This is a genomic window from Flavimaribacter sediminis, assembly GCF_019492055.1.
GTDB classification, from domain to species: domain Bacteria; phylum Pseudomonadota; class Alphaproteobacteria; order Rhizobiales; family Rhizobiaceae; genus Flavimaribacter; species Flavimaribacter sediminis.
Map to the genome: position 1 here is coordinate 669,156 of NZ_JAICBX010000003.1, position 13,330 is coordinate 682,485.

Consider the following 13,330-nt stretch of genomic DNA (forward strand, 5'->3'; position numbering starts at 1 on the left):
CCATTGGCGTCAGGACGCGGTCAGGGCGCAGGCTTCTTCAGCGAGGCGGGTGATCGCCTTCCAGTCGCCGGCCGTGACGAGTTCCTTCGGCGCAACCCAGGAGCCGCCGACGCAGACGACATTGGGCAATGACAGATAGCTCTTTGCGTTGGCCGGCGTAATGCCTCCGGTCGGACAGAAACTGGTTCCCGCAAGCGGCGAGGACACGGATTTCAGGAAAGCGGCGCCGCCGGATTGTTCGGCCGGAAAAAACTTCATGACGCTGTAGCCTTCCTCGCGCAGGCTCATCACCTCGCTGACGGTCGCGGCGCCCGGAAGAAGCGGCACGGGCGCTTTGCGGGAGACGTCGAGCAGTTCCTGCGTCGTACCTGGCGTCACGATGAATTTCGAGCCGGCCCGCATCGCCTTTTCGAACTGCGCGGCGTTGAGAATGGTTCCCGAGCCAACCTCCGCGCCTTCAACCTCGTCAGCCACGGCGCGGATCGCATCGAGCGCCGCCTCTGTGCGCAAAGTGATCTCGATTGCCTTCAGACCGCCGGCGACGAGCGCGCGCGCCAGCGGAATGGCGGTCGCCACGCTGTCAACCGCAAGCACCGGTATGACCGGCTGCAAGGTCAGGATGGAAAGCAGTTTTTCGGTCTTCACGCCCATGTCGCCCCCGGCAAGTCATTGAAACACGCTATCGTCGATACCCCGCCATACCGGCCATGTCCATACAGGCGCAAGACAGGCGCGGGAGCGACGAACGGGGCGAAAGCGCGCAGAAGCTCACGCAACCGTTGCACATCCGCGTTTCCGGTTATATTGCAACGGCCATGAACACACACGTTACGACATCGCGCGCGACAGACCGTTTTCTGGTCGCCGCCCTCTATCATTTCACGCCGCTGCCGGATTTCGCGTCATTGCAGGCGCGCCTGCAGGAGGTTTGCGTGAACAATGGCGTGAAGGGCACGCTGCTGCTTGCGTCCGAGGGGATCAACGGAACGATCGCCGGACCGGACGACGGCATCCGCGCAGTCCTCGATCATCTGTGGTCGATTCCGGCGTTCAGCGGCCTGGAGCACAAGGAAAGCCGTGCTTCGGACATGCCGTTCAACCGGATGAAGGTGCGGCTCAAGAAAGAGATCGTGACGATGGGAGTCGAGGATATCGACCCCTTGAAAAGCGTCGGAACCTATGTCGATCCGCAAGACTGGAACGCGCTGATTTCCGACCCGGACACGATCCTTGTCGATACGCGCAACGATTACGAGGTCGCCATCGGGAAGTTCCGGGGCGCCGTCGATCCGGAGACGAAGTCGTTTCGCGAATTTCCCGGCTGGGTGCGCGACCACGAGGAAATGCGTGATAAACCCAGGGTCGCGATGTACTGCACCGGCGGCATACGGTGCGAGAAGGCGACCGCGTTTCTCAAGGCTGAAGGATACACCGAGGTCTTCCACCTGAAAGGCGGCATCCTGAAATATCTCGAAGAGGTCCCGGAAGAGGAAAGTCTCTGGGAAGGCGCCTGCTTCGTTTTCGACGAACGCGTCTCCGTCGAGCACGGCCTGAAAGAAGGGCCGCACACATTGTGCCACGCCTGCCGCCATCCGTTGACGCCACAGGAGACGCAGAGTCCGTTCTACGTCAAGGGCGTGAGCTGTCCGCATTGTCATGAATCCCGCAGCGAGGAAGACCGGGCGCGGTTCCGCGAACGCCAGAAGCAGATCGAGCTTGCGAAAAAGCGCGGCCAAAAACACATCGGCGAATAATAAAGGCGGCCGCAATGGCCGCCTTTCAGGGGTCGCTGACTACCTGAATCAGTTGTTGAAACCAACCATGTCGACCAGTTCGGAAGCCTTCTGGCGGTTCTTCGCGATCTCGTCGAGAGGCAGCGGATCGGGATGGATCTCGCCGAAGGATTTCACGATGTCAGACGGTTCGGCTTCCGGATAGACCGGATACTCGAAAACCTGTTCGGCATAGATCTCCTGGGCTTGTGGGCTGGCCAGAAATTCCATGAGCTGGAGCGCCGCGTCCTTGTTCGGAGCGTGCTTGGCGAGCGCCATGCCGGAAATGTTGACATGCGTTCCCCGAGCATCGGAGTTGGGAAACAGCACCTTGATGGCGTCGGCCCATTCTTTCTGTTCGGGTTCCTTGTCGTTGGTCATCATCAAACCAACGTAATAGGTGTTGCCGATGCCGAGATCGCACTCGCCGGCATAGATGCTTTTGGCCTGGGCGCGGTCATTTCCGGCGGGTTTGCGGGCCAGATTGTCTTTGACGCCTTTCAGCCATTCATCGGTCGCGGCCTCGCCATTGTGGGCGATCATCGAGGCGATCAGGCCGATATTGTAGCTGTGCTGGCCGCTTCGGATACAAATCTTGCCTTTCCATTTCGGATCGGCGAGCTCCTCATAGGTGATCGCGTCCTGCGCGACCCTGTCCTTCGAGGCGTAGACCACGCGCCCGCGGGTGGTGACCCCGAACCAGTGGCCGTCCGGATCGCGATACTGCGCCGGTATTGTGGAGTTGATGGCGTCGCTGTCGACGGCTTCGGTGACGCCTTCTTCCTTGGCGTTGCTGAGGCGGCTTATGTCGACGGTCAGAATGACGTCGGCCGGAGAGTTCTCGCCCTCGGCTTTCATCCGCTCCACCAGGCCCTTGTCGAGAAACAGAACATTGGTCTCGATGCCTGTCTTCTCTGTAAATGCGTCCAGCAGCGGCGCGATCAGGTCCGGCTGGCGATAGGAGTAGATATTGACTTCGTCCGCCAGGGCGACGCCCGCCGTGGCGGTCGCGAAGGCTGCGCAAAGAATCGTTTTCGTGAAGCTTTTTTTCATGGCGTTTCCCCTCGGTGATTTTCCTCACTGCAAAACAGGATAGTGATTGTCAATATTGACCGCAACAAAAACAAGATAATCACAATCATGTTATCTTGGTTCAGAAGAGCAAAAACCCATGCAGGGAGGATACCGCCATGGCCCGCTCGTTCGCCTTAAAACTTGACAGACGCAATCTAAATAAATAGAATGATTCTAAATTAGACACAGGTGAGAAGTCCCATGCGGGTGACCAAACAGACAAATTATGCAGTCCGGATACTGATGTACTGCGCTGCGAATCCTATGGAACTCAGCCGCGTGCCGGAGATCGCGAAAGCTTACGGCGTTTCGGAACTGTTCCTCTTCAAGATCCTGAAACCGCTGGTGAGAGCCCGGTTGATCGAGACCGTCCGCGGACGAAACGGCGGCATCAAGCTGGCGCGCCCGGCGGAGGAGATCACCCTCTTCGACGTGGTGCGCGAAACCGAAGACAGTTTCGCCATGGCCGAATGTTTTGAAAACGAGTCCGCCGATTGTCCGCTGGTCGACAGCTGCGCCCTGAACACGGCGTGGCGGGATGCGCTCAACGCCTTTCTCATGTCCCTTTCGAAACACACGATCGCCGACCTTTCGGCTTCGCGTTTCGACATTGTCGGACGACTGGGCATTCCGACGGAACAGCCCCTGGCCGCCGCGGCGCGCTGACAGGGATTTCGCCCCTGCCCGCCTGAGCGCCGACAGGGGCGTTTTCATTTTATGATTTCAGCTTAAAGAACCTGGCTGAGCTTCATTGCGACGCCCATATCGCCCTCGATTTTGAGCTTTCCCTGCATGAAGGCAGCCGTCGCGTCGAGGTCTCCGGCGACGATTGATTCCAGATCTTCGAGGCTGAGACTGATCGTGCAATCGGCGTCCTTGTCTTCCGTGGTGACCGTCTGGTGGTCGATGACCAGAACGCCATCGTCGCCGCAGTCGAATTTCACGACATTGCTAAAGGAACCCTGCTCTACGCGGGGCCGAATGGTGTCGGCGATATCGGAAATGCTCATTCGTCGTCTCCTCTGAGGTGATGTGTTGTCGGGCGGCATATAATCGTCATCGCGGTCCGGCGCCAAGTAGGCCGTCAAAAAATTATGACGTTGACGTAAAGGTAAATGAGTGGAATTCTCCTTTCGCCGGGAGGAAGGCCAATGAAATTCACGGACGAGCACCGACAACTGGGCGCGACGGTCGCCCGGTTCGTCGAGACGGAAATCAATCCGCATGTCGACGCGTGGGAGGACGCGGAGCAGTTTCCCGCCCACGAGCTCTTCGGCAAGCTGGGACAACTCGGCCTTCTGGGCATCAAATACGACACCGCCTGCGGCGGCCTCGGGCTCGATTTTTCCTATTCCATGGTAATGGCCGAGGAACTCGGCGCAGTCCATTGCGGCGGCGTGCCGATGGCGATCGGCGTCCAGACGGACATGTGCACGCCCGCGCTCGACCGCTTCGGTTCAGATGAACTGAAGCAGGAGTGGCTGACGCCATCGATCGCCGGCGAACTGGTCGGCTGCATCGGCGTGTCGGAAGCCGGCGGCGGCTCGGACGTCGCAGCCCTCAGGACAACAGCCGTTCCGGATGGTGACGATTACATCGTCAACGGTTCGAAGATGTGGATCACCAACGGTATGCAGGCCGACTGGTGCTGCCTGCTCGCCAATACCGGCGAAGGTCCGGCCCACCGCAACAAGTCGCTGATCATCGTGCCGCTCGATTCGAAAGGCGTCACACGACAGAAAATCCACAAGATCGGCATGCATTCATCCGATACGGCCGAACTCTTCTTCGACGATGTGCGCGTGCCGAAGCGCAACCGCATCGGCCAGGAGGGCATGGGCTTCACCATGCAGATGCAGCAGTTCCAGGAGGAGCGCCTCTGGGTGGCGGCCTCCAGCCTGAAGTCGCTGGACCGGCTGATCGACGAGACCATCGCCTACACGCGCGAGCGCCGCGCCTTCGGCAAATCCGTCCTCGACAACCAGGTCGTCCATTTCCGGCTGGCCGAACTTCGCACGGAGGTCGAGAGCCTGCGCGCGCTGACCTGGCGGGCCATCGAAGACTATGTCGATGGCAATGACGCCACGCGGCTCGCCTCCATGGCGAAACTGAAATGCGGCAGGCTCTATCGCGAAGTCGCCGACGCCTGCCTGCAATATTGGGGCGGCATGGGCTTCACCGCCGACAATCCGGTGAGCCGCGCCTATCGCGACGGTCGCCTCGGCTCCATCGGCGGCGGCGCCGACGAGATCATGCTTGGCATCATCTGCAAACTCGAGGGAACCTTGCCGGCAGGCCGTTAATTGCCTCTTCAATTCGAGAGCATGGCGACACGGCTGGCCTGTTACATCATCCAGAACACCTGAGCAGGACCGGCGCAACACTCCGTCAGCGACGTTACACCGAGCTGGATAAAAAAATTCCGCTCCCTTCACAATGTCGCCCGTCACGAAAAGCCGATACACTCATAAAGTGCGCGTCATCCCCATCCCGGAAGAGGACAATCACACATGACCACCCCCATGGACGCCATTCTGGTCAAACGTTCCTCTGTCGAAGCCGCGAAGGCGGGAGCGGACACCAAATCGCTTGCTTACGATGTTTTCGATTTCGTCCATGCCATGATCTGGGACGGATATTACGAGAGCAATCAGATCAATCCCAAAGCTGTCGCTCTCTATCACGTCGAGAAATATTATGGAGAGGTCATGAACGGCGGACACAGTCAGTTTATTCACAACACCGCCGCCGCCGGACACTCCTGGAACGATGCTCTCGAAGCGCTGCAGGCGATGGGCGCCTCGAAACATGAAGACATTCTCCGCCGGATGATTTCCTGGGTCGAAGAAAATCCTGAGGAAGCCGAAAAACAAACCGGCTTCACGGGAGGTATTGCACCCTATCTCGACCAACTGGATGAGGAATTTTACGAGGTGAACAGGGAATCGCCGTTGACGGACATGACTTCGCAATGGGCGCTTGGCTGGGACGAACTCAGGGCTGTCGATGACGACGCGTTTGAACGAGAACTCATCAAACTCACCAAGCTCAATCCCAATCGCTCAAGAGAAATGGCGTCAAGGAGGATCGACTGGCTGAACCGGCAGATCGCCGAATGGCTGTATGCCTCCACCGGCATGGCCGCCGCTGCTGTCCCCGGCGACGGCGGACGTCGATACCTCTACAGCCCGCTGGATGCAGAGGCGGATGGGCTGGATATATTGATCTGCAAGATCGATACGCTCGACAAGACGCGATGGGCTGTCGTCTCGGATTCCTGGACGAGAATTTACGAATTCCTGGAAGAAGACTCACAAGGGAAATCGCAGGATGGACTGGAAGACGATATCCATTCAGCGATTCGGCAAAAGGCTGCAGCATGGTACGGACGGGGCCATGCGGGAGCACAGCTGTCTGAAGTCGAAGCCGCCCGGACAGAAGACATCATCAATCTTGCGATTTCTCACAACGCCGCCGTCGCACTCGATCTTCTATTGAGGAACGCCGACTACGAATCAGAAACCCAGGTTTTCGTATCGGCCGTCCGCAAGTCGCGCATCTGGCCCGCGCCCGCGAGCGTCGAATGGGCGATCATCATCAAGGACGAATTGCTGACCGCCAGAACCTCGGCGATTGGCGCCTCGCTCACCCGCGAGAATTCCGACGGAACGACGCTCATGCTCACTGTCGACGCGCGCCAGATCGCAAAACATCATATTTGGTCCGTCGGCGATCACTAACCACAAGCGTCCTTGGTCGCGAATACCGTTTGTGCATCGCCGCCGTTTATGAAACCATTGCGGCCCAAACGCAGTTTCCAGTAGTTGACATGTCAATCAAAGCCTCAATCTATCATCTCACCCATTACCGTTACGACCGTCCCGTGTCGCTTGGCCCGCAGATCATCCGTCTGCGTCCGGCGCCGCACAGCCGCACGCGGGTCATCTCGCATTCGCTGAAGGTCGCGCCGACGAAGCACTTCGTGAATCACCAGCAAGACCCGTACGGCAACTGGATGGCGCGGTTCGTGTTTCCCGAACCGGTCAGGGAATTCAAGATCGAGGTCGACCTGGTCGCCGACATGACGGTCTACAATCCGTTCGATTTCTTCGTCGAGGAAAGCGCCGAGGAATGGCCCTTCGACTACAGCGAGGACCTGTCGCCGGATCTCGTCATCTATCGCACGCCCGAAGCGGTCGGACCGCTTCTGGCCGACTACATGAAGTCGATCGACCGCTCGATCGAACGCACGGTCGATTTCATCGTCAATCTCAACGCGCGCCTTTCCGGCGACATCGGCTACGTCATTCGCATGGAGCCCGGCGTCCAGACCCCGGAAGAGACCCTGGAGCGGAAAACCGGCTCCTGCCGCGACACGAGCTGGCTGCTCGTCCAGATTTTACGCAACCTCGGATTTGCGGCGCGGTTCGTGTCGGGATACCTGATCCAGCTCAAACCGGATCTGGTGTCGCTCGACGGTCCGCCCGGCACCGATCATGACTTCACCGACCTGCACGCCTGGGCCGAGGTCTACCTTCCCGGCGCAGGCTGGATCGGCCTCGACCCGACATCCGGGCTTCTGACCGGGGAGAGCCACATACCGCTGGCCGCCACCCCGCACTATCGCAACGCCGCGCCGATATCCGGCATGGCGAGCGCCGCCGAAGTCGACTTCGCCTTCGACATGCAGATCAGGCGCACGGCCGAACATCCGCGCATCACCAAGCCGTTTTCGGAGGAAGCCTGGGCGGATCTCGACCGACTGGGACATGAAGTCGACCAGTCGCTCGCCGCCGGCGACGTGCGGTTGACCATGGGCGGCGAACCGACCTTCGTCTCGATCGACGATTTCGAAGCCGACGAATGGAACACCGAAGCCGTCGGACCAACCAAGCGCGAATTCGCCGACAAGCTCATACGCCGCCTGCGCGACCGTTTCGCGCCCGGCGGCTTCCTGCACTACGGCCAGGGCAAGTGGTATCCCGGCGAAACCTTGCCGCGCTGGACCTTCTCGCTCTACTGGCGCAAGGACGACAAGCCGATCTGGTCCGACGAAAATCTGATCGCCGCCGAGAAGACCGACGCGGAAGCGACGCCGGCGCAGGCGGAAATCCTGCTGAAGACCATCGCGGACGAACTCGGCGTCGACGACGGTTTCGTTGCTCCGGCTTTTGAGGATCCCGCGGAGTGGATCGTCAAGGAAGGCAATCTGCCCGAGAACGTGACGCCCGAGAACTCGAAACTGAAGGATCCGGAAGAACGTTATCGCATTGCGCGGGTGTTCGAACGGGGTCTCACCGAGCCTTCGGGCTACGTCCTGCCGATCCAGCGCTGGCAGGCGAAAGCCGGCGGACCTCGCTGGCAGACCGAGAAATGGAAGACCCGGCGCGGCTACCTCTATCTGGTGCCGGGCGACAGTCCCGTCGGCTACCGGCTGCCGCTTGGAACATTGCCCTATATTCCGCCGTCGCAGTTTCCCTACATCAATCCGGCCGACCCGACCGAAGAGCGCGGGCCGCTGCCTGATTTCGAAACGCAGGACGGCGTCGCCGCAGAGCAAGGCGCGCGCGCCCAGCCCATGGCCTCCTTCAACGCTATAGAGCCGGGTCAGCAGATCGTCGAACAGCATATCGGCGAACTGGACGGCGCGGTGCGCACGGCCATGTCGGTCGAGCCGCGCGACGGACGTCTCTGCGTATTCATGCCGCCGCTCGAGAAGGTCGACGATTACCTCGAACTCGTGGCCGCCGCGGAAGCCGCCGCCCGCAAGCTTGGCATGCCCGTTCATATCGAAGGCTACGCGCCGCCCGGCGATCCGCGCATGAACGTCATACGCGTTGCGCCCGATCCGGGCGTGATCGAGGTCAACATCCACCCGGCCGAAAGCTGGAGCGAGTGCGTCTCGATTACCGAAGCCATCTACGAGGAAGCGCGGCAAACGCGCCTCGGCGCCGACAAGTACATGATCGACGGCAAGCACACCGGCACCGGGGGCGGCAACCACGTCGTCGTTGGCGGCGGCAAGCCGGCGGACAGCCCGTTTCTCCGGCGTCCCGATCTTCTCAAGAGCCTGATTTTGCACTGGCAGCGTCACCCGAGCCTGTCCTACCTGTTTTCCGGTCTGTTCATCGGCCCGACGAGCCAGGCGCCCAGGATCGACGAGGCGCGCCATGACAGTCTCTACGAACTGGAGATCGCCCTCTCCCAGATACCCGCGCCCGGCGAGGGCGACGCGCCGCTCCCCTGGCTGGTCGACCGGCTGCTGCGCAACATCATGGTCGACGTGACCGGCAACACCCACCGCGCCGAGATCTGCATCGACAAGCTCTATTCACCGGACGGGCCGACCGGACGGCTTGGCCTCGTCGAGTTCCGCGGCTTCGAGATGCCGCCGGATGCGCGCATGAGCCTCGCCCAGCAGGTGCTGATACGCGCGCTGATCGCGCGCATGTGGCACAGTCCCATCGGCGGAAAGCTGACGCGATGGGGCACGGTGCTGCATGATCGTTTCATGCTGCCGCATTTCGTGTGGGAGGATTTTCTGGACGTGCTGAGGGATCTCGGCGAACACGGCTTCCGCTTCCGGCCGGAATGGTACGAGGCGCAGGCCGAATTCCGTTTCCCGTTCTGCGGCGAGGTCGAATATGAGGGTGTGAACCTCGAACTGCGGCAGGCGCTGGAGCCCTGGCATGTTCTCGGCGAGACCGGAGCAATCGGCGGCACGGTGCGCTACACTGACAGTTCGGTGGAGCGCCTGCAGGTCAAGCTGACGACGACGGACCCTGACCGTTATATCGTCGCCTGCAACAAGCGGCCGGTGCCGATGAGCAAGACAGGCGCGGGCGGCGTGGCCGTGGGCGGGGTGCGGTACAAGGCCTGGCAGCCGGCAATGGCCCTGCATCCGGTGCTTCCCGTCAACGCCCCGCTGACCTTCGACATCTTCGACAGCTGGACCGGGCGGGCGCTTGGCGGCTGCGTCTATCACGTGGCGCATCCGGGCGGCCGCAATTACGAGACGTTTCCTGTCAACGGCAACGAGGCTGACGCGCGCCGTCTTGCGCGTTTCGAGGCGCTCGGCCATACTCCGGGTGCCTATGCGCCGCAGCCGGAGACGCCGCATGGAGAATTTCCTCTGACACTCGACCTCCGGCGGTCACCCGGATTCTGATCACATGCCCGTTCAAGGCGCCGCGCCGACTCCAGACGCAATTGCCCGGTTGCTTTCAGGCTACCGGACGATGCCCGGCGTGCCGGATGAACTGATGAGCGAGGCCGGCGCCGTCCGGCCCGTCTGGCTGAACTTGCTCGAGACGCTGTCGACCATGACGACGGACGAGCTCTCCGCGCGCATGGCGCGCGGCGACCAGTATCTGCGCGACGCCGGCGTCTTCTACCGGCAATACGACGCCGACAAGGTTTCCGAACGCGACTGGCCGCTCAGCCACATGCCGGTTCTGATCGACGAGGACGAGTGGACGAAGATCAGCGCCGGGCTGGTCCAGAGAGCCGACCTCCTGGAAAAGGTGATCGCGGACATTTACGGCGAAAACCGTTTGGTGGCCGACGGCCACATTCCCGCCGATCTGGTCGCCAACAATCCGGAATGGCTGAGGCCGCTGGTCGGCGTCGAGCCGCGCTCCGGCCATTTCCTGCATTTTCTCGCTTTCGATATCGGCCGCGGGCCCCAGGGCCAGTGGTGGGTGATCGGCGACCGCACGCAAGCGCCGTCCGGCGCCGGCTTCGCGCTGGAAAACCGGATCGCGACGACCCGCGTCTTCGCCGAAACCTACGCCAGCTCCCATATCCATCGCGTCGCGGGCTTCTTCCGCACCTTTCGCGACAGCATGCTGGCGCTGCGCGGCGGCGACGAGGGCCGGGTCGGCATTCTGACGCCCGGCCTGATGAACGACACCTATTTCGAACACGCCTATATCGCCCGCTATCTCGGCTTCATGCTGCTGGAGGGCGAAGACCTGACCGTGACCAATGGCGAACTGATGGTGCGCACGGTCGCCGGCCTCAGACCGGTCAGCGTGTTGTGGCGACGCCTCGACGCCGTCTGGGCCGATCCTCTGGAACTGGACGAGAATTCCCGCATCGGCACGCCGGGACTGCTCGGCGCAATCCGCGCCGGCAATGTCACGATGGTCAATGCGCTCGGCTCCGGCATTCTGGAGACCCGGGCGTTCCTCGCCTTCCTGCCGCGTATCAGCGAGGCGATCAACGGCGAGGCGCTGTCGATGCCGAATATTGCGACATGGTGGTGCGGCCAGCAGGCCGAGCGCGACTACGTCAAGGCGAACGCCTCGGCCATGACCATCGGCAACGCCTACGCGACCCGGCTCCTGTCGGATTTCGATGATGTTTCGGCAATCGGCGGCGCGTTCAACCGCGAGATCGGTCAGTCCCTGGAAGACTGGATAGACCAGGGCGCCGGTGAACTTGTCGGACAGGAAGCCGTCATGCTGTCCACAACGCCCGCCTTCCAGGACGGAAACCTGACGCCGAGGCCGATGAGCCTGCGCGTATTCCTGATGCGGACGGCCGACGGCTGGCAGGTCATGCCAGGCGGCTTCGCCCGCATCGGCAAATCGGACCGCAGCGCGGCGCTCGCCATGCAGCAGGGCGGGTCGGCGGCCGATGTCTGGATTGTCTCGAAAAACCCGGTTCCGAATGACACGATGCTGTCGCCGGCGGCGGCGTCGTTCATGCGCAAACAGACCAGCGCGCTTCCAAGCCGCTCCGCGGACAATCTGTTCTGGATGGGGCGCTATGTGGAGCGGGCGGAAAACATGATCCGTCTTTTCAGGGCCTACCACGTGCGATTGTCGGAAGCCGAGGGCGCCGGCACGCCGCTGCTCCAGTCGCTGCATGACTATCTCAAGGGCATGGGCTCCGATCCGGACGCCGCCTTTCCCGAAGGAATCGTCGCCACGCTGCAATCCGCCTCGCACGCCGCCGGCAATGTGCGCGACCGATTTTCCGTCGATGGCTGGACGGCCCTCGACGATCTGACGCGCGCCGTCGAAGACATGCAGAGGCACGCGCTGCCCGGCGCCGACATGGCCGGCTCCATGAGCGTTCTGCTGCGCAAGCTCTCCGGCTTTTCCGGGCTTGTCCACGAAAACATGTACCGCTTCACCGGATGGCGTTTCCTGAGCATCGGCCGTTCGCTTGAACGGGCGGGCGCGCTGCTCGGCGCGCTCGCCTGGTTTGCCGACGAGGCGGCGCCCGACGGCGGTTTCGACCTTGTCATCGAGATTGCCGACAGCTCAATGACCCACCGCCGGCGCTACGCGGTTGCGACAAACCGGTCGACCGTCGTCGATCTTCTGGCTCTCGATCCGCTCAATCCGCGCTCGGTCATTTACCAGCTGAACGACATCAACACCCATATCGGCTTTCTGCCGGGCGTCGATCCGCACCAGCGATTGACCCCCTTGCAGCGCGCCGTGCTCGAGGCCCAGACGAGCCTTTCACTGAAAACGACCGATACGGTTGGCACGGACGAATTGCTCGAACTCGGACAGAAGGTGACAGCCATATCCGAGCGTCTGGCCGCGGCCTATCTGAGGTAGACCATGTTCTACGACATCACGCTCCGTATTGAATATGTCTACGACCATGACGCCGATTCCAGCCGGCACATGGTGCGGCTCTATCCGGCCGACCTGCCGGGAAAACAGCGGCCCGTGGCTGCCAATATGACGGTGAAGCCGAAACCCGGAGAATGGATTAACCGGTTCGACTATTTCGGGAACAACTTCATCGAACTGGCCTTCACCGAAGCCCATCATGAAATCGCCTTCACGGTTCAGTCGCGGGTGGAGATGTTCGAGACGAGCCCGCTGTTCGACATGTCGCCGCGCCTCTCCGAACTCGGACGCGACATCGCCGCGCAGACACGGCTCGAACCCTGGTCGCCGCATAATTTCGTCGGTCCCTCGCCCCGTGTTGTCCTGGACGAGGCGACGCGCCGCTATGCGCAAGAGGTTGTGGGCGGCGATCCGAATGCGCTGCAGGCCGTGCGGGCGATCGGAACGGCGCTGCATCGCGACATGCGGTTCGATCCGGAGGCGACGACCGTCGACACGCCGATGCTGGAGGCGTTTCACGCCCGCAACGGCGTCTGCCAGGATTTCACCCACATCATGATTTCCTGCCTGCGCGGCATCGGAATTCCCGCCGGCTATGTCAGCGGTTTTTTAAGAACCATCCCGCCGCCCGGGCAGCCGCGGATGGAAGGCGCGGACGCCATGCACGCCTGGGTGCGCGCCTGGTGCGGCTCGGAAATCGGCTGGGTCGAATATGATCCGACCAATGCGGTCGCCGCGAACACCGATCACGTGGTGATCGCACGGGGGCGCGATTATTCCGACATCGCGCCGGTGCGCGGCGTCATGCGCAGCTACGGAGACCACAAGACGACCCAGTCTGTCGACGTCGTGCCCGTGGAATAATGACATAAGTCATCTGACTGACTC

General features: G+C 61.6%; 10 protein-coding genes. 7 read left to right on the forward strand and 3 right to left on the reverse strand.

Features of this window, described 5'->3' with window-relative positions; translation table 11 throughout:
• Positions 1-9 precede the first annotated feature (9 nt).
• Entirely contained in the window at positions 10-651 is a 642-nt protein-coding gene (locus K1W69_RS18820; protein ID WP_220229955.1) for a 2-dehydro-3-deoxy-phosphogluconate aldolase, read from the reverse strand.
• A gap of 164 nt (positions 652-815) precedes the next feature.
• On the opposite strand from K1W69_RS18820, the gene trhO reads away from it, so the two are divergent.
• Positions 816-1,754: an oxygen-dependent tRNA uridine(34) hydroxylase TrhO gene (gene trhO / locus K1W69_RS18825; protein WP_220229956.1), complete on the forward strand. Its 939-nt coding sequence runs from the start codon at positions 816-818 to the stop codon at positions 1,752-1,754.
• A 48-nt stretch (positions 1,755-1,802) separates the two neighbouring features.
• On the opposite strand, the gene K1W69_RS18830 is transcribed toward trhO, so the two are convergent.
• On the reverse strand, positions 1,803-2,825 hold the full coding sequence (locus tag K1W69_RS18830; RefSeq protein ID WP_220229957.1) for a Fe(3+) ABC transporter substrate-binding protein: 1,023 nt from the start codon (positions 2,823-2,825) through the stop codon (positions 1,803-1,805).
• A gap of 222 nt (positions 2,826-3,047) precedes the next feature.
• Here K1W69_RS18830 and rirA point away from each other — a divergent pair, with 222 nt between their 5' ends.
• Positions 3,048-3,512, forward strand: a complete 465-nt coding sequence (gene rirA / locus K1W69_RS18835; RefSeq protein ID WP_220229958.1) for an iron-responsive transcriptional regulator RirA — start codon at positions 3,048-3,050, stop codon at positions 3,510-3,512.
• Positions 3,513-3,574: 62 nt separating this feature from the next.
• Here rirA and K1W69_RS18840 read toward each other — a convergent pair whose 3' ends face one another.
• Positions 3,575-3,856 carry an SCP2 sterol-binding domain-containing protein gene (locus K1W69_RS18840; RefSeq protein WP_220229959.1) on the reverse strand — a complete coding sequence of 94 codons (282 nt, stop codon included), beginning with the start codon at positions 3,854-3,856 and terminating at the stop codon, positions 3,575-3,577.
• Between the two features lie 141 nt (positions 3,857-3,997).
• On the opposite strand from K1W69_RS18840, the gene K1W69_RS18845 reads away from it, so the two are divergent.
• The 5 genes from K1W69_RS18845 to K1W69_RS18865 all read left to right on the forward strand — a co-directional run bounded on the left by K1W69_RS18845 (position 3,998) and on the right by K1W69_RS18865 (position 13,306).
• Positions 3,998-5,149 (forward strand): acyl-CoA dehydrogenase family protein, encoded by a 1,152-nt coding sequence (locus K1W69_RS18845; RefSeq protein WP_220229960.1) that lies wholly within the window; start codon positions 3,998-4,000, stop codon positions 5,147-5,149.
• A 207-nt stretch (positions 5,150-5,356) separates the two neighbouring features.
• Complete coding sequence (locus K1W69_RS18850; protein ID WP_220229961.1) at positions 5,357-6,586, forward strand: DMP19 family protein; 1,230 nt, start codon at positions 5,357-5,359, stop codon at positions 6,584-6,586.
• 89 nt (positions 6,587-6,675) lie between these two features.
• A complete protein-coding gene (locus tag K1W69_RS18855; protein WP_220229962.1) occupies positions 6,676-10,014 on the forward strand; it encodes a transglutaminase family protein in 3,339 nt (1,112 codons plus the stop codon).
• 4 nt (positions 10,015-10,018) lie between these two features.
• Positions 10,019-12,424 carry a circularly permuted type 2 ATP-grasp protein gene (locus tag K1W69_RS18860; RefSeq protein ID WP_220229963.1) on the forward strand — a complete coding sequence of 802 codons (2,406 nt, stop codon included), beginning with the start codon at positions 10,019-10,021 and terminating at the stop codon, positions 12,422-12,424.
• 3 nt (positions 12,425-12,427) lie between these two features.
• Complete coding sequence (locus K1W69_RS18865) at positions 12,428-13,306, forward strand: transglutaminase family protein (protein WP_220229964.1); 879 nt, start codon at positions 12,428-12,430, stop codon at positions 13,304-13,306.
• Positions 13,307-13,330 lie beyond the last annotated feature (24 nt).

Excerpts from the sequence above, each read along its gene's own strand:
- K1W69_RS18855 (WP_220229962.1), top strand. The coding sequence starts at position 6,676 with ATGTCAATCAAAGCCTCAATCTATCATCTCACCCATTACCGTTACGAC.
- K1W69_RS18860 (WP_220229963.1), top strand. The coding sequence starts at position 10,019 with ATGCCCGTTCAAGGCGCCGCGCCGACTCCAGACGCAATTGCCCGGTTG.
- K1W69_RS18865 (WP_220229964.1), top strand. The coding sequence starts at position 12,428 with ATGTTCTACGACATCACGCTCCGTATTGAATATGTCTACGACCATGAC.
- K1W69_RS18845 (WP_220229960.1), top strand. The coding sequence starts at position 3,998 with ATGAAATTCACGGACGAGCACCGACAACTGGGCGCGACGGTCGCCCGG.
- rirA (WP_220229958.1), top strand. The coding sequence starts at position 3,048 with ATGCGGGTGACCAAACAGACAAATTATGCAGTCCGGATACTGATGTAC.
- K1W69_RS18850 (WP_220229961.1), top strand. The coding sequence starts at position 5,357 with ATGACCACCCCCATGGACGCCATTCTGGTCAAACGTTCCTCTGTCGAA.
- K1W69_RS18820 (WP_220229955.1), bottom strand. The coding sequence starts at position 651 with ATGGGCGTGAAGACCGAAAAACTGCTTTCCATCCTGACCTTGCAGCCG.
- K1W69_RS18840 (WP_220229959.1), bottom strand. The coding sequence starts at position 3,856 with ATGAGCATTTCCGATATCGCCGACACCATTCGGCCCCGCGTAGAGCAG.
- K1W69_RS18830 (WP_220229957.1), bottom strand. The coding sequence starts at position 2,825 with ATGAAAAAAAGCTTCACGAAAACGATTCTTTGCGCAGCCTTCGCGACC.
- trhO (WP_220229956.1), top strand. The coding sequence starts at position 816 with ATGAACACACACGTTACGACATCGCGCGCGACAGACCGTTTTCTGGTC.